This is a genomic window from Thiothrix winogradskyi, from assembly GCF_021650935.1.
Classification (GTDB): Bacteria; Pseudomonadota; Gammaproteobacteria; order Thiotrichales; family Thiotrichaceae; genus Thiothrix; species Thiothrix winogradskyi.
Map to the genome: position 1 here is coordinate 1,897,774 of NZ_CP091244.1, position 22,672 is coordinate 1,920,445.

Genomic DNA, 22,672 nt, shown 5'->3' on the forward strand with positions numbered 1-22,672 from the left:
GGAATTGTTTCAATCCACTCCCGACTAATAAAGCAGGGAGAGAGTCACGATAACATATTCATAGAGGAAAATAGAAGTGAAGCAGGTGGCGGTGGCTGACCCGGCGTTGGTGGCGGATGCGTATTTGCGCCAGATTTTGCAGGCGTTGCGGCATAACCAGATTGAGTTGTTTCGGTCGGTGGGTGTTGATGCTGGTAGTGCGACAGTTGCGACGGAAACGCCCAAGGCGGCGAAATTGCCGGTGCGGTCGGCGGGTAGTGCTGGTGTGACGGCGGTGGAAGTTAATTTTTCACTTCCGGCGGATGCGACGGCGGGGAATGTGGCAGGGATTGCGGCATTGGCGAATGCGAATAAGGCGGCGCTGCTGGCGTTAGCCGGTGAGTATAACAAGCTGCATGGTGATGTGGCGGCGCTGGTAGCTGTGGTGAAGAATTTGCAGGGCCAGCAGGCTGAGTTGGTTAATCGATTGAACCAAGGGGTATAACAATGGGACTGTTTTCGGCGATTGGGACAATTGCGGGTGCGGCGTTTGGTGCGCCGACACTTGGGGCGGCGGCTGGTGGCATAGTCGATGGGCTATCAGCGAATTCTACCGCGAAGAAAGCGAGTGCTGCTCAGAATGCGATGATGGCGGAGCAGACGCGGTTGTATGGTCAGCAGGCTGATATGGGTCAGCATTTCTTTGATCAGTACAAGGATAATTATGAGCCGTTGGCGTTGTCGCAGTTGCGGGCGGCGCAGACGGGGGTTGACCCGAATTATTACGCGGGGTTGGCGGATAGCGGGGTGGTGCAGAATCAGGGGCTGGCGTTGCAGTCGGCGCAACGTAACCTTGAGCGTAACGGCGTAGCACCTACTGATGGTCGGTGGTTGGCAATGCAGAATCAGAATGCGTTGGCGTTGTCGGGTAGTCGGGCGGCGGCGCAGAATCAGGCGCGACAAGGTGCGCTGGAGTTGAATTGGAATCGGCGTAATCAGCAGGTGGATTACGGGGCGGGGTTGGTGAACCGTGGCTCTGGGATGATGGCGGATGCGGCTTCGGGGTTTGATGGAATGGGGCGTGCTTATGGGGCGCAAGCGTCGGGCGCAGCGTCAACGGCGGGCTATGAGTTTGGGACGATTGCGGGGAATTTGGTAGATGCTTACCGCAAGCCGGATACGGTGGCTACGGCGAATGTGCCGCAGGCTAACCCGTATACGACGGAGTGGGGTACGTTGAAGAGTGCGTGGAATAATGGCGGCTTTGGTGGTCGGTAGGGTTTGATGGGATTTTGATAGAGGAAAGCCCGGCAGGTGGGGACTTGCCGGGCTTTTTTGTTTCCGGTGCGGCGCACGGTACGCCCATCGGGTTGGTAGCAGAGAAAGGATACTACGTGGAAAAGAGTAGCAGATTTTTAACGGTGAATATACGTATGCAAGCAAGAGCGTCTTCGGGTGGTGCTGATCGTGCCATTAATAAGTTTGGGTGGGCGGCTATTATCCTTGCCGTTGGTGTTTCGGCTGCTGCGATTATTGCGGCGATTGGTGCGACGGGGTGGCTGTCATGAATGGTTTGGCGTTGAGTGGGTTTTTGGATGGGCAGCGGTTGGCGCGGAAGGATGCGTTGGCGCTGACGAAGGAGCGGCGGATTGCGGAGCAGCATCCTCTGGATATGCTGGCGTTGCAGCAGCAGAATTATCAGCGGGATTTGCAGAATCAGCAGACGGCGGCGATGAATCCGTTGACGCTTGAGCAGCAGAAGCAGGGCAATTATGCGCGGGATTTGGCGAATTATCAGAATTACCAGTTAAGCCCGATGCAGGTGGAGCAGCAGCGCCAGTTGAATGCTAAGCGGGGGTTGGAGTTGCAGTCGGCTCAGCAGTTGACCCCAACCGAGAATGCGTTGGCGTTGCAGAAAATGCAGGCGGATATGCAGTTAAGCCCGATGCAGGTGGAGCAGCAGCGCCAGTTGAATGCTAAGCGGGGGTTGGAGTTGCAGTCGGCTCAGCAGACACAGCCTTCGACCAATGCGTTGGCGTTGCAGATGACGCGGGATGATTTGCATGAGCGGGCGTTGCAGAGTGGGGTGAAGGCGTACCAAGCCACGGGTGATATTAGCCCGTTGAAGCAGTCGATTGCGGCGGCTTACGGTGGGAATGTGAAGCTGGATCAGTTGCCGGATGGTAGCGTGCAGGTGCAGGGCGCGGGCGGGGTGAAGCGGTTTGATTCGATGAATGCGTTTATCACGGCGGTGAGTGGCGCGGAAACACCAAAGCCGCTTGCGCCGATGAACATGGGGAATGGCTGGATTTATGACCCGAATACTAAGCAGGGGACGCAGTTGTACCAGGAAGCACCGAAGGTGGAGAAGCCTGCTGAGTTGCCAGTGGATGGGCTTGCGCTGAATTCGATGACGGCGACGTATTTGAAGGATCAGGGGTTGGCGCTTTCCAATAATGATCGTGCGTTGTTGGTGGCTGATATGAAGGCTAGGGCTGCGGGGTTGATGCGTGATGGTGCTGACCCGTCGGTGGCGGTGCGGGAGGCGTATAAAAGCGTAGTGCCTGGGCTTTCTGAGTCACGCCCTTCTTTGGGGGAGATGGCGCTGAACCCTATTGGCGCGGTGTTGAATAGTGGCGTTAGGTATGACCCGGCGGCGTTGTCGTTGTCGGGCAGTGGTGCGCCTGCGCCTGCGACTTCTGCGGGGTCTGCACCCGCGTCTGCGATTAATTATTTGAAGCAGAATAATACGCCTGAGGTGCGGGCGATGTTTGAGCAGAAATACGGCTATTTGCCTTAAGCACCGTTTTAACCCGTTAACCTACGCCCCGGCAGCCTTAAGCGCTTGCCGGGGCTTTTTTCGTTTGAGGATTCGTGATGAGCAATGTATTCGACCAGTTTGATGAAAAGCCAGCGGCAAAGGCGCAGCAACAGCCAGCACCGGCTAATGTGTTTGATCAGTTTGATGCGCCGGTGGCGGTTGGGGGGTCTGATTTTTGGCGGGGGCTGGAGAATTATATGCCGCAGACGAAGCAGACGTTGGGGTATGCGGCGGGGATTGCGGGTGAGGGCTTGCGCCGTGCGGGGCTGGATGAGACGGGCAGTGAGTTTCGGGATTATGGGCTGGGGGTGGCTGATGAGAAGGCTAAGGTGATTCAGGGGAATAGTAAGGCTTCTGATCGGTTTAGCGGGATTCGCTCGGCAGGGGATTTGGTGGATTGGGTGCAGTATAACGCTGGGCAGGCGGTGGGTAATCTGGGTGAGTCGCTGGCAGTGGCGGGGGCTGGGGCGTTGGTTGGCTCGGTTGCGCCGGGTGCGGGGACGTTGGCGGGTGCGGCGACTGGCTTGTTGGGTAAGCAGGCGACGAAGACGGTTATTAAGGAGGCGGGCGAGAAGATTGCGGCGAGTATGGCGCGGGATGCGGTTAAGAAGCGGGCAGGGACGGGGGCAACAACGGCGTTGGCGGCGTCGGCGTTGACGCATGGGTTGGGTGAGACGACTGGCAATGTGGTGCGTGATGGGCGTGAGCTGGAGGATTTGAGCGGTACGCAGTATGCGAAGGTGTTGGCGGGTGGTGCGGTTGCCGGTGGGTTGGAGTTTGTGGCGGATAAGGTGGGGTTGGATGCGGTGTTGGGGCGCTCTGGGGTGGCGGGCAATGTGGTGCAGCGGGCGGCGGCTGGCGCGAAGAATGTGGCAGCGAAGGAAGCGGTGACGGAGTTGGGGCAGTCGGTGGCGACGCGGGCGGGAGCTGAGTTGCCGTTGGGTGATCGTGAGGCGTGGCTGGAGTATTTGGATTCGACTACGGCGGGGGGCTTGCAGGGTGGGGTGATTGGCGGGGCGCTTGGGGCGGCGCGGTCGGGTGGGGGTAATCCGCCGGGGCAGGCTGTGCCACCTGTGGATGCGTGGTCTGCTGATGTGGCGCGAGTGCCGCCTGTGGCGGACGCGCAGGCGCAACCCCAGCAGAACCCGCCAGCGGCTAAGCCTAGCGGTGGGTTGTCGGGCAAGATTATTGAGACGGCGAATGCGCTGGGGATGAACCCGGTGGATTTGGCGACGATTATTAGTTATGAGACGGCGGGGACGTTTGACCCGACGAAACGCGGCCCTACGACACAGTGGGGGCAGCATCGGGGTTTGATCCAGTTTGGGGAGCCGCAAGCTAAAGAGTTTGGGGTGGATTGGAATGACCCGATTGGCAGCCAGTTGGGTGAGAATGGGGCGGTTGTTAAGTATTTTCGGAAGCATGGCTGGCAGCCGGGCATGAATCTGACGAACGCTTATAGCATTGTGAATGCGGGTGCGCCGAATAAGTTTAATGCGACTGATGAGAATAATGGTGGGGCGCGGGGGACGGTGGCTGAGAAGGTGCGTGACCAGTTTGCACCGCATCGGCGTAAGGCTGAAAAGCTGTTGGGGGGTGAGATTGATGTGACCGTGCCGCGATCTGATGGTGAGCCTGTGGGTGAGCAAGCGGCGCGTGACCCTGATCTGTGGAACTCGGCGGAGTCGGCGATGGATGCGGCAGGGCAGCAGCGCGATACGGGTGATGCTGGATTGTGGAATAGCTCGGCTGATCGGATTATGGATGAGCAAGCGGCGCGGGATGCGGAATTGTGGAACCCTGTGGAGAATTCGGGAGATGCGTTTGCGCCGTCGCATGTGTTGGCGGATGGGCGTGAGGTGATGGAGTTGCCGGATGAGGCGACGGGTGAGAGCGTGTGGGTTGATCGGGATTTGAATGAGGTGGAGCCGGTGGCGTTGGGGCAGGCGACGGCGCTGCCTGAGAAACCCGTTTCCCCGGTGGTGGATGTGGCGGTTGGTCAAAGTGGAGTGGTGGATAATGTTGAAGCCGGTGAAGTCGTTGCGGAAAACGCAACAGTTGTGGATGGTGCTGGACAAGCAGCAGCGCTTGCGGAAGCAGCGCCGCCAGCGCGGGGTGTTGGTGAGTCGGCGGTTGAACGTTTGGGGGCAGACGCTGGGGCTGTATTGCCGTCGGCGACTGGATTGGACGCGCAAGGATTGCCGTTTGAGCCGCAATCCCCGGATGTTGTCGCGGGCGTTAATGGTGAACATATTCCAACGGTCATGCCGCAAGGGGCGGACGGCGGGCAGGGCGTTGAGCTTGGCGGCATTCTTGCGGGTGGCTTACCCGACAATGGGGGCAAGGTTGAGCCGGGTGTTGGCGGGGCAGAGGCGCTTGCCCGTGCGGTAAGGGGTGATCAGGTTGTCGACGCTGGCAAGGTGATGGGTGGGCGTGGTCAGGCGGCGGCGCGGGGCGTTGATGCTGTTGCGCCGCAGTCGGTTGGGCAGGATGCGCCGGTGGATTTTGTGGGTGGCGGCGTTGCTGATTTTGGGAATCCGGCGTTGCCGTCAAATGACCGTCAAATGGAAAGCCCTGTTGTGCCAGCGGCTGGGCAGGTTGATAAGCCTCAGTATGATGGGCTGTTTAGTGTGACTGAGGATGCTTCTAATAGTGCGCAGGGCGGCACGGTGGCGGCAGTGCGGGCGGAATTGGTGGCGAAGCTGGGTAAGCGGTTGGCGTTGTTGGAGCGTAGCGGGAAGTTGGTGTTGTCGGATAGCCCGCCACGGGATGGGGCGCAGGGTAGTTTTCTGAATGGGGTGGTGACGTTGTACCCTCAGAATATTCAGCCAGGGAATGCATGGGGGGTGTTTTTGCATGAGGCGGGGGAACATGCAAACTTAGCGGCGATGTTGAAGGATAAGTATGCGGTGGTGGTGGCGCAGTTTAATCGCTTGCTGGAAAGCGGTAATGCGTATGCGTTACGGGCGGATTCTCGACAAAAAGCGGCACAAACGGCGGCGAACGATGTGGATTCGGAGCGTTTGGCGTATTTGGTGGAGGATGTGACGAATAACCCGAATCAGCAAGGCTATGGTGCGGCGCGGTTGTTGGCGGCGCGGGTGGTGGCAGCGGTGCGGGCGTGGGCGTTTGCGACGTTTACGGGTAAGTTGGCGTGGGTTGCGCCTCAGAATTTGACCCCAGCGGATATTCAGGCGTTGGCGGTGCGGGCCGCACGGAGTTGGGCGGATGGAAGTGCTACACTCAGTCATTCCCCAGTGAGTGAAGGCAGAAAGCTGATGGTGGCTAGGAATGATGCGAAAATTGAATTAGAACCCGCGATGATTGGCAACCCGTTGGGTAGCTTGAATAATCACCCGGATTATCAGGCGGCTAAGCAGGGGGATTCCGCTGCGGCTAGTCGGGTGGCGCGTGATCTTGTTACGGATAAGATGATTGCGGATATTCAGCGGCTGGGTGATGTGTTGGTTATGCCGGTGTTGGCTGAAGAGAGCCAAGGGCGGAATAAGATTCCGTTGGCGGTGGCGCTGGAGATTGAGCGCAGAACGGGTAATACGGTGGTGCTGGAGGTTATCCAATCGAAGAAGGTGGGGCGTACTGAGTTGTCGGGGCTTGACCGTATCTTTAATGTGCCTGAGTTTGATGGTCAAATTGCCGAGAATGCAAAGTATTTATTGGTGGATGATACGCTGACTCAGGGCGGTACGTTTGCGGCACTGGCTTCGCATATTCAGCAGTCTGGTGGGGTGGTTGCGGGGTCGGTGGCGTTGACCGGAAAACAGTTCAGTGCTACTTTGAAGCCTTCCGATGAGATCCTTTCTAAGCTCAGAACAAATTATGGGGATATTGAGAATGCGTTCAGAGAAGCCACTGGCTACGGCTTTGCAGCCCTTACCCAAAGCGAAGCCCGCTACCTTGCCAACTTCACGCCTGTTGAGTCCGTTAGAAGCCGAATCCTTGCGGAAAGAGATGCGGCAATCAGCCGACGAAATTCGGGCGCTGCTACGGGCGGCGTAGACCGACAAAACAATCAGCCTGTTGATGACCAAGCCCCTCCTCGTGAGGGGCTTGGTCGTTCTGGGGCTGGCGAAAGTGGGGTGAAGTTTAGCGTGGCTGACCCTAACCCTAAGTGGTCGCCGGATGCGGCGGTGTGGGATGGGGTGGATTTGCCGGACGATAAGGTGGGAATGAAGCGGGCGCGGGAGTTGGTTGATAAGTCGTTGGCGTGGTCGGCGAATCAGGCGTCGGAGGTGGTGAAAAATGGCTTTGCGGGGATGTTGACGTTGCGCCAGTTGGTGGAGGTTGGGGTTGAAAATGGGGTTGCGTCGATGCAGCAGTATTTGCGGCGCTTGGATGAGATGCAAACGGCGCGTAGTGCGATGTTGGCGGAGTCGGCAGAACTGGCGCAAGACTGGAATGCGTTGCCACGTCAGGTGAAGGTGGCGTTGTCGCATGTGATGCACGAGGCGACGCGCTTGGGGGTTGACCCGTCGTTACCGAAGTATGAGCCGTTGAAGGCGAGTGTGTTAGGTGGGGTTGACCGGATTCGGGAGGATTTGGGGGTGGCGGGGGTGTCGGTGACGCAGGCGCAACGCCGTGTGGCGGTGGAGGTGGCAGCGACGCCGGAGGTGGTGGAGCTGGCGCGTAAGTTGAAGGTGGCGCGGCAGATGCGGGTGCGGAAGTTGGCTACCAGTAACGCGAGTGCGGATACGTTTCAGTTGGCGCAGGATGCGGCGGAGCGGGCGGCGACGGATTGGCGCAATTTGAAGAATGCGTTGCTGGAGTCGGAGAAGCGTAAGGTGCATTACCCGGAGTTGGCGCGGAAGTTTGGGAATTTGCCGGATGCGGCGAAGGCGATCTTTACCGGTGCGCGTGATCAGTATGAGGCGCGGTTTGAGCGTGCGCAGTTGGCGATTGAGGCGAATGTGGCGAAGGCGGAAATGGGTGAGTCGCAGAAGGCGGCGCTGCTCAGGAAGTTGCGGGCGGATTTTGAGTCGGCACGCTTGAACGGTATTTATTTCCCGCTGCACCGGGCGGGGCGCTATTTTGTGTCGGGTAAGCGTAAGCGCACGGATTTGGTGGGTGGGGTGACGACGTATATGAAGAGTGCTTCGCCGATTGATACGGTGACTGACCCGACGACGGGGGGGGTGCGTTGGCAGATTCGGGGGGATGGGCGTTATTTTGCGTCGGAGGCTGAGGCGAAGTTTGATGCGGGGACGTGGGCGACGGAGGCGCAGGCGAAGGCTTCGGCGAATTCGCGGGCGGATTTGATCGGTAAGCCGTTGGTGGCGGTGCAGGTGGATGTTCCGGGGGGTGGTAAGGCGTGGGTGTTGCAGGATGACCCGAATGAGCGGGTGTTTTCGATGGTGGATAGCGAGAAGGAGGCGCTAACCCTGAAGAAGGAGTGGACAGATAGGGGGTTTGAGAATGTGGATTTTGGGGTGCGTAGCGAGAAGAAGACGCAGGATGATTTGGCGGAAATGAGCGCGTTCATGGGGTTGATGAAGACGATGGAGGCGACGGGGCAGAAGGTGGATGATGATGTGTATCAGGCGATGTTGCGGTTGTTGCCGGATATGTCGATGCGCAAGAGCCATATTCACCGCAAGGGGACGGCGGGGTATAGCGAGGACGCACTTAACGCATTTGCACATAGCATGATGCACCAAGCGCACCAGATTGCGAAGCTGGAAGCACGGGATGATTTGGTGGCAATCTTGAAAGAGATTGAAACGGAATCGCGGTCTGTGCCGGAGGCGAATCGGGCGCTGGCGGGGAATCTGCGCGAGGAAATGAAGCTGCGGCATGATTGGGTGATGACGCCGACTAGCTCGGCGTTTGCGACGGGGATGAGTGCGTTTGGCTTTTTTATGTACCTTGGGGTGTCACCGGCAGCGGCGTTGATTAATACGACACAGACGGCGGTGGTGGCTTACCCGGTGTTGGGGGCTGAGTTTGGGTTTGATGTGGCGGGTAAGGAATTGTTGCGGGCGACTGGGCAGTTGAGCGCGAAGGGGTCATGGACAGATGGGCAGTCGGCTATTCGGGATGAGGCACTGAGTGCGGATGAGGCGGCGGCAATGGCGGATTTGCAGAAGATGGGGTTGGTTGATCGGTCGCAGGCGTTGGCGTTGGCGGGGCTGGGGGATACGGATAATTTGCAGAATTCGGTGACGTACCAGAAGTGGATGGGGAAGGTGGGGCATTTGTTCCAGCGGGCTGAGGTGGTGAACCGGGAGGTGACGGCGTTGGCGGCGTATCGGTTGGCGCGTCAGGCTGGCAAGCCGCATGATGTGGCGGTGTTGATGGCGTTTGATCTAACGGTGACATCGCATTTTGATTATTCCAATGCGAACCGGGCGCGGATTATGCAAGCACCGCACATGAAAGTATTGCTGATGTTTAAGTCGTATAGCCAGCACATGTTGTTTTATTTGCTGAAGAATGCGCGGGATTGGGGTAAGGGGGATGTGAAGGCACGCGGGCGCTTGTTGGGGTTGTTGGGGGTGACGTTTGTGTTGGGTGGGGTGTCGGCGTTGCCGCTGGGCTTTACGGGGTTGGCGTTGGGCGCGATGGTGGCGGGTGGTAAGTTTTCGGCGGGTAAGCAGGTGCAGGGGTATGTGATTATGGCGGCGTTGGCGGTGCTGGCGGCGGCAATGTGGGGCGATGATGAGGATTGGACTGAGGAGATGCGCCAAGCGGTGCTGGAGTATGGCGGGGAGGATATGGAGGCACTGCTGTTCCGTGGGGCGGTGAATGCGGGGCTTGGGATTGACCTTTCTAGCCGGATTGGGATTGGGGAGTTGTTGGTGCGCTCGCCGGATCGGGAGTTGGAGGGTAAGGATTTGGCGTTGCATTATTTGGAGCAGGCTGCTGGCCCCGGTATTGGGTATTTTCTGGGGTTGCCGGTGGCGGGCGCGTTGTGGGCGGATGGGCATGGGGATAGGGCTGCGGAGAAGGTTGTGCCTAAGTTTGTGCGTGACCCTCTGGCGGCGTTGCGCTGGGCGAGTGAGGGGGTGTTGGGGTTGAATGGCGACCCGGTGGTGGAGAATCTGAATGCGTGGGAGTTGTTTTGGAAGGCGAATGGGTTTACGCCGGATGCTGTGACCCAGCAGTATGAGTTGATCGGGTACGATAAGCGCCAGGAGAGCCGGACGGCTAAGAGCCGCCAGCGGGTGTTGAATCAGTATTGGTTGGCGAGTTTGCATGGGGATGTTGAGGGAATGAGCGAGGCGATGGAGGCGGCGATGGCGTGGAATATTGATCACCCGTTGGAAAAGCCGATTGATGGGAAGACGTTGGCGCGGAGTTTGAAGGCGCGTGCTAACCATCGGGCGAAGGTGGCGGCGGAGCGTGGGTTGTGATTGAGGATTAGATTATGTCAAATAAGCCGGTGAGTTTGCGGATGGCGCGGCGGCGGGTTTGGCGTTGTGCGTCGGTGTTGCCTTGGGCGTGTTCGGCGTAGTGGCGGGTGATTTCGCGCATTTCGGCGGGGGTGAGCCGGGTGATTTGGTGGTGGAGGCTGAGCGCGTCGTCGGTGTTGATGGGCGCGGCGTGGTGTTGCCAGTAGCCGGTGTTGGTGCGGATTGGGGCGAAGTCTAGGAGTTTGCCGCTGGGGGATTGGGTGATTTTGCCGGTGTCGCGGTTGATGATGAGTTGGTTGTTGGCGTACCACCAGCGACCCCAGTTGGTGAGGCGTTGGCGGGTGTTTTCCATGAGTTGGCGTTCTAGGGCGTGGGCTAGGGCGGCGTTTTGGTCGGGCAGGAGCATGGGCTTTCCTTTTGTTTTATGGTCGGCATAATTTTGTATTATACTGATTTGCTACATTTTTGTGTTTTTTTTGGGGGCTTTAATGGCTGACTTGGTTATTCCCAATGGGTATTTACAGAATGCGTTGGGGCATTTGGTGCCGGTGGCGCAGATTCGGGAGCAGGATTTGTTGCGGGATGAGGTGGTGCGGACGTTGGCGCATGATGCAAAGCTGTTGAGCGAGGCGTTGCGGGAGTTTAAGGAACGTGCGATGCGGGATGTGGAGGATTTGGTGACGGTGGCGGCTGAGAAGTACGGGGCTAAGGTGGGTGGGGATAAGGGGAATCTCTCCCTGGTTAGCTTTGATGGCAAGTATAAGGTGCAGCGGTCGATGGCGGCGGTGATTACGTTCACCGAGGAATTGCAGGCGGCTAAGGCGTTGATTGAGGCGTGTATTGAGGCGTGGTCGGATGGCGCGGATAATCGCTTGAAGACGCTGGTGATGCGGGCGTTTAAGCCAAATACCAAGGGTGAGCTGAATACCAAGGCGGTGTTGGGGTTGTTGCGGCTGGAGATGAAGGGTTTTGATGGGGAGGTTGATGTGGAGTGGGCGGCAGCAATGGAGGCGTTGCGGGATTCTATTCAGACTAGCGGGACAACGGCTTATGTGAATGTGTATGAGCGGGTGGGGGTGAGTGATAAGTACCGCCATATCGCGTTGGATTTGGCGGCGGTGGGGTGAGTTAGACCGGTTTCGTGGGGTCGGCAATAGTGTCGGCTTCGATCTTGGCGACGCGCTTCATGAAGGAGTCTTCGCCGGTGTCGCCTGAGTAGAGCCATTCGGCTTCGCGCATGAGCTTGGAGACGTGGGCGGCAAGGTTGGCTATTTCGAGGAGTTTGGCGCGGGTGGCTGGCTCGTACTGATAGTGGAGTTCGCCGTATTCGTCGGGTTGGTCGGCGGTGTCGAGTTCCATTTTGAGTTCGTCGGCGAAGTTGCCGGGGTGGTAGTATGCGTATTGAAAGTGTCCGCCGCTCATGTGTGTCGCCCTGCCCTGCTTTGCTGGTAAAATGGGTGTGATTGTAGCAATGGCGAGTGAAAAAAGTTAGGAAAAAGGCTTTGTAACTTGTTGTTTTCTTGGCATTGCTGGCGGATATATAGGAAATTAAAAACGACTTTTGTGCTTATTTTTGCTTTGTTTTGAGCCTGACTTGTAATCAGTAGGTCCCGCGTTCGATTCGTGGTGCCGGCACCAAATTACAGTTCGAGCCAGTCTTCATCTCTTGATGTTGACTGGTGATCGAACAAATACTGCATACACACCACTGGCAGTTCGTACATCAATCTCAGTGGTGGTGTGTCAGTTTTTAAGCTGACACAATCTAAAGCGGATACGATTCGCACTCGTGTCCGCCTTTCATTTTCGGTTTAAGCTAAACCGTACCCCGCAAATTTCTTACTTTCCCCAACTTTTTTCAAGTATTTTCTCATTGCTGTACCCAAATTTCTGCTTTTATGCAGAAACGACCTGTAACACAGGCCGTTTCAAGCAGGCTGTGCGTTAAATTTCCCCTAATCCCCCCAGCATTTGCCGCATATTATTCAGGTCAGGCTGAACATAACCTAAAGTAGTGCGTACATCGCTGTGCCCCATCATTTGTTGCAGGTCGCGTATTTTACCCTGTTTTGCCAGTTTTGTGGCAAATGTGTGACGAAAGCGATGTGGGCTGACCTCAATCCCGGTAGTTTCACGGATACGGCGGAAAGCAGCGGACACGTGTTCCACCGTCAGCACCTTGCCCTTGTAGCCTGATTTGAACAGGGTGAGATTGAAAATCTGCTCATCAGTGCGAAACATCCTGCCCAGGCGGGCTTGGGTGAGGCGAGCCAGTTCGTCGAAGACAGTCTGCAATGGTGGAGCGACAGGGATGCTCCATTCTTCACGGGTCTTGCTGTTTTCTGCCCGCAGCATCAGGGTGCTGTGTTGGCGGTCGATGTCACCCCAGCATAACCCCACCAGTTGCCGCCGCCGGATGCCCGTGTAGTACAGGGTTTTGACGACTGCTTCCCAGAACCAGCCGGGCATGTTGTGCTGCTCTTCCAGGCGCAGGTGGATAATGATCTTTTGCACGGATTCATTGGTCAGTGTGCGTTTTTTCTTTTTGTGTTCAGGCAGGCGGCGGATACCTTTGAGGACGGCAGTACCCTCCCAGCCCATTTCTCCGGCAAAGTTCAGCAGGGTCTTGAAATGGCGCAGATAGTTGTTGTAGCTCGCTACCGCCACTTGCCGTTCCGTCAGCAGATGTTTCCGCCAGTCCAACAGGTGGTCACGGCGGATGTCGTCCAGGTGGTGGACTTTGGCAAACTGGCGGAAGGATTTGGTCACTACCCAGAGTTGCTGCACCATGGCTTTGGATGGGGTGCGTTCACGGGTGTAAAGGCTTATTAATTCATCAAATGAGTAAAGTTTACACATACAATCTCCTTAAAAGCGGCAAACTTTTACCCGCTTTTCAACAGAGTGTGTAAATGTAATGGCTGATAGGAGTATAGGCGGGCATTCCTGCTTTATCGGGGTGTAATCTGTGCTTTTATTGACCAGGCTTTTGGTATCTTTTATTCAGCTCGTTTTTGGCGTGTAGGCGCTGGGTTGCTGTTACTTCTCCGGCAGCTTGACCATCCAGCCCGTAGCGCTGGCTGTGTTGTAGAACATTGCGTAAGTATTGGGTGCGGGATGTGTGCCAACGCAGGGTTTTATGTATGACCCGTTTGGAGTAAGGGGAATTGTCGCCCAAGAGGACATAGATGTCTTGGATGATGCCGAGCTTGAGAGGGTGTTGGTTACGCCAGGTGTTGGATTGTTGACTGAGCCATTCAGCCAGTTGGTTGGCGACTGTATCAGAGCCTTTTGGTTCTGGGTGCGTGACTGGTTTGGTGTGGGGCGTTGGTGCGGAAAGTGTGCATGTGTTGCCTTTGGGTCTGCTCTTCAGACTCAATATGGGGCGTTTGGTAGTAGTTTGAGGGCTGTTCTTGTCCATGTAGTTATTTTAAAAGATGGGAGGAAAAAGGCTATGTTTGGGCGGATCTGATCACTGCTACTAAAATGATGGCAAGGGAAGGGTAATGTAGCCAAAAATTTATTCAGGCAATTTTGAAATAGACAGTATTAATCTGCTATTATTATAAACGCTTCTTTTATCTTGTCCTTATGTGTTGTACCCTCCGGGTATCACGAAGTGATGCTGTATTTTTTGCCTGTGTTAGTTGGGCTTTACTGGCAGGCAGTATTTCTTTCGTACCTCATTAATCGTCCGCAATCGGGAAGTTGGAAGACGATGGCTGAAGAACCGCTTTATTTTGATACTGCGTCCACTACACCAGTTGCTTCGGAAGTAATAGAAGTGATGATGGCTTATCTGGGAGTGGGTGGCTGCTATTACAATCCATCATCTACCAAACATCAACCAGGACAAGCGGCGGCAGCTTCAGTGGAGTTATCCCGTGTGGAAATTGCCAAAGCACTGGGATGTGAAAGCGATGAAGTTGTCTTCACTTCTGGTGCAACTGAAGCAAACAATCTGGCTCTACGTGGCGTTGCACTTGCCCATGCTTCTCATGGTCGCCACCTGATCACTTCGGCAATAGAACACAAGTCAGTATTGGATACCTGCCATGCTTTGGAGCGGGAAGGTTTTGAGGTTACTTACCTGATCCCCAACAGCCAGGGATGGATAGAACCGGAAGCGGTAAAGGAGGCTTTGCGCCCTGATACCTTGCTGGTCTCCTTGATCCATACCAACAACGAAACAGGTGTGATACAGCCCATTGAGGCGATTGCCAATATCTTGATGGAAGCAGGGGTACTGTTCCATGTTGATGCGGCTCAGGCAGCCGGAAAACTACCGATTGATCTCGCTGCGACACCGATTGATCTGCTCTCACTGTCAGCCCACAAATTCCATGGCCCTAAAGGGGCGGGATGCCTGGTCATCCGTAATCGGCGTCAATTACGTCTACAACCCATCTTGTATGGTGGGGGACAAGAGTTTGGGCTGCGCTCAGGAACCCTGGCTACCCATCAGATTGCAGGCATGAGTACCGCTTTACGGCTTGCTACAAGTCGTCGCCAGCAGGATTACCCTTATGTTGCCAAGTTAAAGAAAGTATTTATTGAGCAGTTAGAACAGCAGTTTTGCATAAAAATCCATGGTGACAGGGAACGTTGTTCGCCTTATATTGTCAATTTTTCCATCAATGGGATAGGCAGTGATGCACTACTCAACCAGCTTGCAACAACAGTAGCCTTGTCTTCCGGCTCTGCTTGTTCATCAGGGACAATCGACCCCTCCTATGTATTACGGGCAATGGGAGTGGAAGGTGATGCCTTATACGGGGCTGTCAGAGCGAGTTTTAGCCGTTATCACACAATGACAGATATTTCACAGGCTGTAGAGCGGATTACTGCTGCTGTGCGCCGGATGCAGGAACTGGATTGAATGAAATTGAATAAAAACAAAACTACGTTTGGACGCCATGAAACCTTCCCATTGCGGTATGGCTGGCTGACCAAAGGGGTTGAAGTTGTGGGCAAATATAGGGACATTTTTCATGAGCGTGAACATGAGAACGCCATGACCAAGCTGGGTATTGGGCGCAACATGGTCAATGCCTTGTATTACTGGTTACAGGTAACAGGGCTAGTGAAGTTTGAAGGAGGTGTTGGAGAAGTCTCTGAATTGGGCAAGGCATTACTGGGCAATGATGGCGACCCTTATCTGGAAGATGAAGCGACCCTTTGGATTGTCCATTGGCTGATTGCCTCGAATGCTGAACTCGCAACCGGCTTTTTCTGGTTCTTCAACCACTATTCCGCACCCCGTTTCCGTGACAAGGATGCTTTGCAGTCGTTGGAAGATTTTGTAGAACAGGAACTGGGCATCAAGCGAGCGCATACCACTCTCAAATCCGACCTCTCTACACTGTTACGCATGTATTCCCCCGTTGCCAGCCGTGGCGGGGAGGATCATCTCGATTCACCCTTGGCGTCCCTGCAATTGGTGGATACGGAAGAAGGCTATGGTTACAGCAGTTTGAGGACTTTGCGCCCATTTTTACCGCCGGTTGCCATGCACTTTGCTTTGCAACAACGCTTTGCGGATCAAGTTGGGCAACAGGGGAATAAACAGGAAGCAGCGATTCCGGTGCGTGAGTTGCTCTATGGCGGAACAGGTTGGGCAGCACCTGGTGCTGTTTTTCGTCTGACTGAAGAAGGGCTGATGACCTGTTTGAACCAAGTGTTGGAACACTACCCTCTCACGTATGAGTTACGTGATACAGCAGGCTTGAACCAGTTATACCGCTTAACACCGCCTCAGCAGCCGAAAGACGTGCTATCAAACTACTACAAGGGAAAAGCAGTATGAGTGGTTTGAACGAACAAATCCGCATTCGGGCAGGCTATACCCGTTCCGTTAATTTGCAGCGTGATGTTGGCAATCTGGAATTGGTGAAGGCTTATCTGCCGACTGCCAAATCGTTGCAAGCCCTTGAGCAAGTTGCTATCAGCATGGGTCAAGAGCCAGCCGAACGGGCTTTGGCTTTGGTTGGCCCCTATGGCTCAGGAAAATCGGCTTTTGCCTTATTCCTTTCCGCCTTGCTGGCATCAGCAGATGACCCTTTGCATAAGGCGGCGATTGCCGTGCTGGGGCAGCATGATCATACCAAGGCATTACTGCCACGTTTCATTCAAGCAACGGCTGGCAAGCGGGGGTTTCTCCGGGTAGTCATCAATGGCATCCCTGCGTCGTTGACCAAGCAATTGCTGGCGGCTTTTGCCCATGCACTGGAACAACAGCAGGTGGATGCGAAGCTATGCCGCAAAGTTAGGGTTGCCTCTCAAACCACGACACCGTTGGCGATGGATCAGGTCATTGCCCTGATAGACGAAATCCAGTTGGAATGGGCTGCTCTGGGCGGGAATGGGGTATTGCTCGAAATTGACGAGTTGGGGAAATTCCTCGAATACGAAGCTTATCACCCACAAAACCGCGAAATCCATCTGTTGCAACTGCTGGCAGAACATGCGCGTCAAGGCAATGCTGCGCCATTGCATATCATTGTGATGCTGCACCAATCGTTTGAGCATTACACCCAGCGTTTGGGCAAACACCTGCGGGATGAATGGCAGAAAATACAGGGGCGTTTCAATACGCTGGCTTTCCTCGAACCGGCGGAACAGTCATTGCGGATAGTCTCGGCAGCTTTTGACAACCGCCTCCAGTTACCTCCAACCACGCAAGCACAACTGGATACATGGGTAACGGTACTCACTGATGAGGGTGCATTACCGCATGGGATGGATCAGCGCAGCGCCAAAGACCTGTTCGGGCAATGTTATCCGCTGCATCCACTCACAACGCTGATATTGCCGGTGTTGTGCCAGAAGGTCGCTCAGAACGAACGTACCCTGTTTTCATACCTTGGTAGCCAGGAGCCGTTTGGCCTGCGTTTCCGTCTCGCCCAATTGACGCTGGGCGATTGGATCATGCCCGCTGATTTGTACGATTACTTCATGCTGAATCACCCCGGTGGTTTCTCTGATCCTTTGACCTACCATCGTTGGGTTGAGGTGGTGACGGCACTGGAACGCTTTGATGTTGCCCCGGATGACCCAGCCGTGGGCTTGCTGAAAACCATTGGGTTGCTCAATCTTGTCGGTGGGCAACGTGGCCTGAAAGCGAGCAATGCCATACTGCGCTTGGCATTTGGTAATGCCTTTGAGCAGCATAGCCAACGGCTGGCTGATGCTTCCATCATCCACTTCCGCAGCTACAACAAAGAATTCAGGGTCTGGCAAGGCACTGATTTCGACTTGGCTGGCAACCTGCAACAAGCGGTGACGGAATTCGAGAGTTTATCCCTTGCAGACAAATTGAATGTCTTGTCTCCCTTCAAACCGATAGTTGCGCGTCGCGCCACGATTGAAACCGGCACATTACGCAGTTTCACACCGTATTTTGCGTCCCGCACGACACGCAATAAGGTGAAACCGGGTTCATCGCCCAGAATCGTGTTCTACCTTGCTGAAGAGGGCGAATCAGTACCTGATTCCCATGAATTTGGTCGACACGATGTGCTTGCTATTTGCACGTTCACCGAGCGGCTGCGGGAAGCGGTTATCACCCAATTAGCGTTGCAGGAATTACCCAAACACCATGCAGCCCTGCACCAAGACCCAGTTGCCCAGCGTGAACATCGGGACTGGTTACACAATGCCGATCTTGAAATGGGCAAGCTGCTACGTACTTTGCTGGAAGAACCGGAATCCCTGCGATGGTCAGATGATCGTAGTGTGTGGGATGTGCGTAACCGCCGCGTGTTACAGGAAAAACTGTCTGAATGGATGACAGTGTATTACGCCAAAGCACCCCGCATCCGTAACGAGTTAGCCAACTGGGACAAACCTTCCGCTAGTGCCAATACCGGGCGCAAACGGCTGATCAATGCCATGCTGTCAGCAGCAGACCAGCCTTACCTTGGCATTGAAAAAACGCCAGCGGAAATGAGCTTGTATTTGTCCTTGCTCAAAGAGACGGGATTGCACCGGGAAGAACAGGGGCGTTGGGGGATTCATGCACCTGCACCAACCAACATCCTTGATAATGGGAAACCGTTGTTCCAGCTCCCGAATAGTTTGCAACCCATGTGGGATGAAATTACCAACCTATTGGGGAATACCGGGGCTAGGCAAGTACCGCTCACCGAAATCTACAACACCCTGCGTCAACCGCCCTACGGTATCAAACTGGGCTTATTGCCTATCTTCCTGATTGCTTACTTCCTTACCTGTCGCCGTGAAGTGGCACTGTACCAAGAAGGCGTGTTTTCTGACGAAATGACCTTGGCACAGGCTGAATTATTGTGTCGGCGACCGGAATTGTTTGCACTGGAACGTTTCGAGCTGAAGGGTTTGCGCGGCGACCTGTTTGACCAGTACATGGGAACAGTCGTGGGTAAGGTGCGTGAAGATGCCACTTTGCTGGACATTGTGGGGCCACTGGTACGCTTTATTTCCAATTTGCCACTCTACACCCAGCGTTGTTCGGGGTTGAGTGCGGATGCTGAGCGTGTGAGGAAGATTTTCACACAGGCCAAAAGTCCAGGAATCCTGTTGTTCCAGGAGTTGCCACTGGCGTGTGGGGTTGATCCTGAGGCTTTTGCGGCGGGTGATTCAGCGGTGGTAGAGCCGTTTATTCAGCGATTGGTGGCGGTGTTACGTGAGTTGAATGCTGCTTACGGGAAACTGTTGGAGCATTGGCAGGCAAGATTGAATCAGGTGTTGCTGGATGAGGTCATCCCTGACTTACCGTCATTACGGGCAGAACTGGCAAAGCGGTATGAGGGGCTGGACAAGTACACGCCTGACCAAAAGGTACTGGGGGCATTTATCCGTCGCCTTGGGGATGCGGGTTATGATTCTGATCAGGCTTGGCTTGAATCCATTGCGACACTGATAGAGGGCATACCGCCGAAGAAGTGGACGGATGAAAACCGTTTGCAGGCAGAATTGCGGCTGGAAGAGCGTGGGCAGCAGTTGCGGGACTTGATGAAGCTGCGGCTGGCAATGCCCAACCCAGAGCGTACTCAAGATGCCGTATTGATCCGTTGGGTTGATACTACGCATGGGGAAATGAGTCGGGTGGTGCAATTGTCTGATTCGCAACGGGCGGCAGTTGCAACACAGGCGGGGAAAATTGCAGAAGGTTTGAATGGTATGGACGAATCACAGCAACTGGCGATTATCGCAACGTTACTGGGGCGTTTATCACAAAAAGGGCAAAGTGGAGATCTTCAACAATGACTGATGTAGCAGAAAAAAAACCAGTTCGGCATTTATTGGGATTGTCTGGTGGCAAAGACAGCTCGGCACTGGCTATTTACATTCGTGATAAATACCCCGAAATTCACGAAAAGATGGAATACTTTTTTTCTGATACTGGTGCAGAACTCCCCGAAACTCTGGAGTTTATTGATAAGTTGGAAGATTATTTGTGTAAGCCGATAGTCAAACTTATGCCTGATGGATTCAAAGATGATCCTAGTAGTGAGGATGGTCTTTTTGGTTACTATTTAAAGTTGCATAAAGATTATCTTCCCTCGCCACAACAACGGTGGTGTACGATTAATCTTAAATTGATTCCTTTTGAGAAGTTCGTAGGTAACGATGAGGCGGTTAGTTATATTGGTATCCGTGCAGATGAGCCAGAAAGGGTCGGCTATATTTCAAGCAAGCCTAATATAAAAACCAGAATGCCATTTAGAGAGGATGGCTTAGATAAGGAAGATGTTTTTAAAATACTTGACTCTTCTGGGGTTGGCATACCCGAATACTATAAATGGAGAAGCCGTTCTGGTTGTTATTTTTGTTTTTTTCAACGAAAAGAAGAATGGATTGGGCTGAAGGAACACCATCCTGATTTATTTGAAAGAGCAAAAAAATATGAGAAGCCGGATGAGAAAACAGGCGTTCGTTATACATGGAGTTCAGTCGGTACTTTAGATGAATTAATTTCACGACCTGATAGTACTTCTTCAAAAAACACCATGAAGAAATCGAAAAGACTAATTGACAATATTGATGATGATGACTCTGATGGAGGGTGCTTGATTTGCACATTATGAAAAATGAAAGACATCCTTAATCAGTTTTCTAATATATCAGTTTACAAGGAAGATGGGGAATTTTTTCTTCACAAGCCATTGTTGTTGTTGGCTTATCTTGGTTTTTGTTGGAGAGGGCGAGAGCGACTCATTTCTTTTGATGAGGCAAGTCAGAAGTTAATGAGTCTATTCAATGGCTTTTATTTGGCAGGCTCTGAATATGGCAATACACACTACCCATTTGGAAAGCTTGAAAACGATGGTATCTGGGAAGTAGAAAAAAGCTCTACCTTGAAAAGAACATCCGCAGGTCATTTATTTAAAACTGAACTGATTGAGGATGGCATTAGAGCAGGCTTTTCTAAAGAAGTATATGATGATTTATCTAACAATAAGTGCTTGGTGTTAGATGCGGCTGATTTGCTATTGGGGCGTTATTTTGCGCCTGAACAACATCAGGGGCTGCGTGCAGCGGTCGGGCTACCGAGCGCAGATCATGCAACGACTTACAATACATTGTATGGAGTGAAACAGGATATGGGGACTGTATCTGACTTACCAGAGCCAGTGATGGCTGAGCGGAATGATGGTATTGGTGAAGGCAATCTGGATTTATTTGACATAATCGCTGTGTTAAAGCCAAAAAACAAAGATCATCAAAACGCTTATATTGGTTATCTGAATTCTTTGCATAATCTCTCCGCCGATGGCTCCAATGCCTTGGCAGAGTCACAAGCATTGAGTCCTTATTTTGATGAGTTGTATGTCGCATTCCCTTTAGCCAAAACGGTAAAAGACGCGCTAACCTCTGGTGAGGATAAGGTCATTATCCTGACAGGTCATGCGGGTGATGGTAAGTCCACAGTTGCCTTGGATGTCTTTAAGCATTTGCACGGTTACGCACCCAATCAACCGCTTCAGCACAAGCTGAAAGAGCGGGAAGTGATGCGTGCTGGTAATCGGGAGATTTCCATCGTCAAAGATATGAGCGAGTTGAGCGCCCCAAATCGCTTAAGGTGGTTAGATGATGCCTTTGGCAAACCAGGTAGTTGGTTGATTATCAGCAACACGGGGCCGTTACTGAACAGTTTGTCTGAGTTCGTCAAAAATCACGGTATTGCGGATGTTGCTTGGGTTGAGAATGAAGTCCTGAAAAAGCTGGATACGCCCTATAAAGAAGCTGAGCTTACCACTCATACCTTGCGATTAGGCGATACCAGCAAGCCCTTGGTGATTCTGAATATGACGCGCCTGAACAATGTGGATTCAGGTGCAAGAGTGTTGGAGAAAATGCTGCTGCACTCTGGTTGGTCAGAGTGTCAAGGGTGTGACGTTGAGGATAGTTGCCCTCTGCGCAAGAACCGGCAAGCCTTACGGCAAGGTGATGTTATTGACCGGGTACGCTGGGTTTATCAACGGCTAACCGCTTATGAACAGCGTCTGACACTGCGGCAAATCGTTGCCCATCTTGCCTTCTCCGTAACGGGTGGGCTGAGTTGTACAGAAGCGCATGATCATGCCTACGACACCCAAGCCAGCAGTGGCAATGTGGATGAGGGGCTGGAAGGTATCCTGTTCAGCGAAAGTTTCTTTGGGTATCGGCGTGGTGAAATCGCAGAGAAGACAGGTGCTTTCAAGGCAATAGAGCTAATACGGCGGCTGGAGTTTGGCAGCCCATTTGCGGTTGATTTCGAGCGTAAATTGATTGCCGATGATGCAACCTCTTGGGTTGATTTGCCACCAGCATTAGCACCAGTAGCAAAACGCTGGCGTTCCTATGCCCGTGACCCGGCAGGCGTGCGTTGGCGTTTTGCATTGCGGCGCATGGCTTACCTTTACGGGCAGGTTGTTGATAAAAACGATAAAGGGCTGGATGCGTTTCTGGACAATTTCCTACAAGCACCCAAACTACGCCAATTTGACCGTTGGCAACGCAATAAGGCTTTCGATATATCTTATTCAGAACAAGATGTCTTTAAAGATAATATTCTGAAGGTATTGTTAGAACTCTATTCTGGCTTTAGTGCAAGGCAATTTGAAAGCCATGATTTCTTATACCTAACATTACGTCGTGCTGACCGTGTAGCAGTTCAACCTGTGCAGATCGTCATGGCCAGCCTAAGCAATGAAGACTTTTCACTAAATTATGATGACAATCAATATTTACCTGTTCTGAATTATCGAGACGGTCAGGCTCGACTAATGCTCACTCTGCCATTGCTTGATTATATCCAAGCCCGAAGCATTGGAAGTCTTGGAGGGCAATTGACGCCTATTCACTTAGCACAATTAGAATGGTTTCGTTCCAAACTATTGCAAGTTTCACGAAAAAATTCTCAAATCAACAATAAAATTGTGTTACTAAAAACAGGAATAGATGGAGCTGTCAATATCCATCGTTTTCTTTTTGATAGTAATAATGGCAAGACCAAACTAAGAGTTAAGTGAGAATTGGAGTTGAG

General features: G+C 53.5%; 15 protein-coding genes and 1 tRNA gene. 12 read left to right on the forward strand and 4 right to left on the reverse strand.

All coding sequences use genetic code 11. The features are described 5' to 3' along the window. The first annotated feature begins 76 nt into the window (after positions 1-76). From L2Y54_RS09680 to L2Y54_RS09695, 5 genes are all read left to right on the forward strand, one after another. Complete coding sequence (locus tag L2Y54_RS09680) at positions 77-484, forward strand: hypothetical protein (protein WP_236501662.1); 408 nt, start codon at positions 77-79, stop codon at positions 482-484. Positions 485-486: 2 nt separating this feature from the next. After that, a complete protein-coding gene (locus L2Y54_RS09685) occupies positions 487-1,257 on the forward strand; it encodes a hypothetical protein (protein ID WP_236501663.1) in 771 nt (256 codons plus the stop codon). Between the two features lie 155 nt (positions 1,258-1,412). Beyond that, positions 1,413-1,547 carry a hypothetical protein gene (locus tag L2Y54_RS21700; RefSeq protein WP_255697928.1) on the forward strand — a complete coding sequence of 45 codons (135 nt, stop codon included), beginning with the start codon at positions 1,413-1,415 and terminating at the stop codon, positions 1,545-1,547. Then, on the forward strand, positions 1,544-2,779 hold the full coding sequence (locus L2Y54_RS09690; RefSeq protein WP_236501664.1) for a hypothetical protein: 1,236 nt from the start codon (positions 1,544-1,546) through the stop codon (positions 2,777-2,779). The genes L2Y54_RS21700 and L2Y54_RS09690 overlap by 4 nt, the downstream gene beginning before the upstream one ends. 77 nt (positions 2,780-2,856) lie before the next feature. After that, on the forward strand, positions 2,857-10,167 hold the full coding sequence (locus L2Y54_RS09695) for a PLxRFG domain-containing protein (RefSeq protein ID WP_236501665.1): 7,311 nt from the start codon (positions 2,857-2,859) through the stop codon (positions 10,165-10,167). 7 nt (positions 10,168-10,174) lie between these two features. Here L2Y54_RS09695 and L2Y54_RS09700 read toward each other — a convergent pair whose 3' ends face one another. Next, a complete protein-coding gene (locus L2Y54_RS09700) occupies positions 10,175-10,573 on the reverse strand; it encodes a hypothetical protein (protein WP_236501666.1) in 399 nt (132 codons plus the stop codon). 82 nt (positions 10,574-10,655) lie between these two features. On the opposite strand from L2Y54_RS09700, the gene L2Y54_RS09705 reads away from it, so the two are divergent. Then, a complete protein-coding gene (locus L2Y54_RS09705) occupies positions 10,656-11,294 on the forward strand; it encodes a DUF3164 family protein (protein WP_236501667.1) in 639 nt (212 codons plus the stop codon). 1 nt (position 11,295) lies between these two features. Here L2Y54_RS09705 and L2Y54_RS09710 read toward each other — a convergent pair whose 3' ends face one another. Beyond that, the gene (locus L2Y54_RS09710) at positions 11,296-11,589 is read right to left on the reverse strand and encodes a hypothetical protein (protein WP_236501668.1); all 294 of its coding nucleotides are present in this window, start codon (positions 11,587-11,589) and stop codon (positions 11,296-11,298) included. Positions 11,590-11,695: 106 nt separating this feature from the next. On the opposite strand from L2Y54_RS09710, the gene L2Y54_RS09715 reads away from it, so the two are divergent. Next, a tRNA-OTHER gene (locus L2Y54_RS09715) sits at positions 11,696-11,805 on the forward strand. Between the two features lie 306 nt (positions 11,806-12,111). Here the strand turns inward: L2Y54_RS09715 and L2Y54_RS09720 are convergent. Together L2Y54_RS09720 and L2Y54_RS09725 are read right to left on the reverse strand one after the other, a co-directional pair. Next, positions 12,112-13,026 carry a tyrosine-type recombinase/integrase gene (locus tag L2Y54_RS09720; protein WP_236501669.1) on the reverse strand — a complete coding sequence of 305 codons (915 nt, stop codon included), beginning with the start codon at positions 13,024-13,026 and terminating at the stop codon, positions 12,112-12,114. Between the two features lie 115 nt (positions 13,027-13,141). Next, the gene (locus L2Y54_RS09725) at positions 13,142-13,588 is read right to left on the reverse strand and encodes a ProQ/FinO family protein (protein WP_236501671.1); all 447 of its coding nucleotides are present in this window, start codon (positions 13,586-13,588) and stop codon (positions 13,142-13,144) included. Positions 13,589-13,789: 201 nt separating this feature from the next. Between L2Y54_RS09725 and L2Y54_RS09730 the strand changes: the two genes are divergently transcribed. The 5 genes from L2Y54_RS09730 to L2Y54_RS09750 are packed head-to-tail and all read left to right on the forward strand — an operon-like array spanning position 13,790 to position 22,658. Then, positions 13,790-15,046: a cysteine desulfurase family protein gene (locus L2Y54_RS09730; RefSeq protein ID WP_236502018.1), complete on the forward strand. Its 1,257-nt coding sequence runs from the start codon at positions 13,790-13,792 to the stop codon at positions 15,044-15,046. After that, on the forward strand, positions 15,047-15,973 hold the full coding sequence (locus L2Y54_RS09735) for a DUF4007 family protein (protein ID WP_236501673.1): 927 nt from the start codon (positions 15,047-15,049) through the stop codon (positions 15,971-15,973). Further along, positions 15,970-19,410, forward strand: a complete 3,441-nt coding sequence (locus tag L2Y54_RS09740) for a hypothetical protein (RefSeq protein WP_236501674.1) — start codon at positions 15,970-15,972, stop codon at positions 19,408-19,410. The genes L2Y54_RS09735 and L2Y54_RS09740 overlap by 4 nt, the downstream gene beginning before the upstream one ends. Further along, positions 19,407-20,231, forward strand: a complete 825-nt coding sequence (locus L2Y54_RS09745; protein ID WP_236501675.1) for a phosphoadenosine phosphosulfate reductase domain-containing protein — start codon at positions 19,407-19,409, stop codon at positions 20,229-20,231. The genes L2Y54_RS09740 and L2Y54_RS09745 overlap by 4 nt, the downstream gene beginning before the upstream one ends. Positions 20,232-20,234: 3 nt before the next feature. Next, complete coding sequence (locus L2Y54_RS09750) at positions 20,235-22,658, forward strand: phosphorothioated DNA-binding restriction endonuclease family protein (RefSeq protein WP_236501676.1); 2,424 nt, start codon at positions 20,235-20,237, stop codon at positions 22,656-22,658. Positions 22,659-22,672 lie beyond the last annotated feature (14 nt).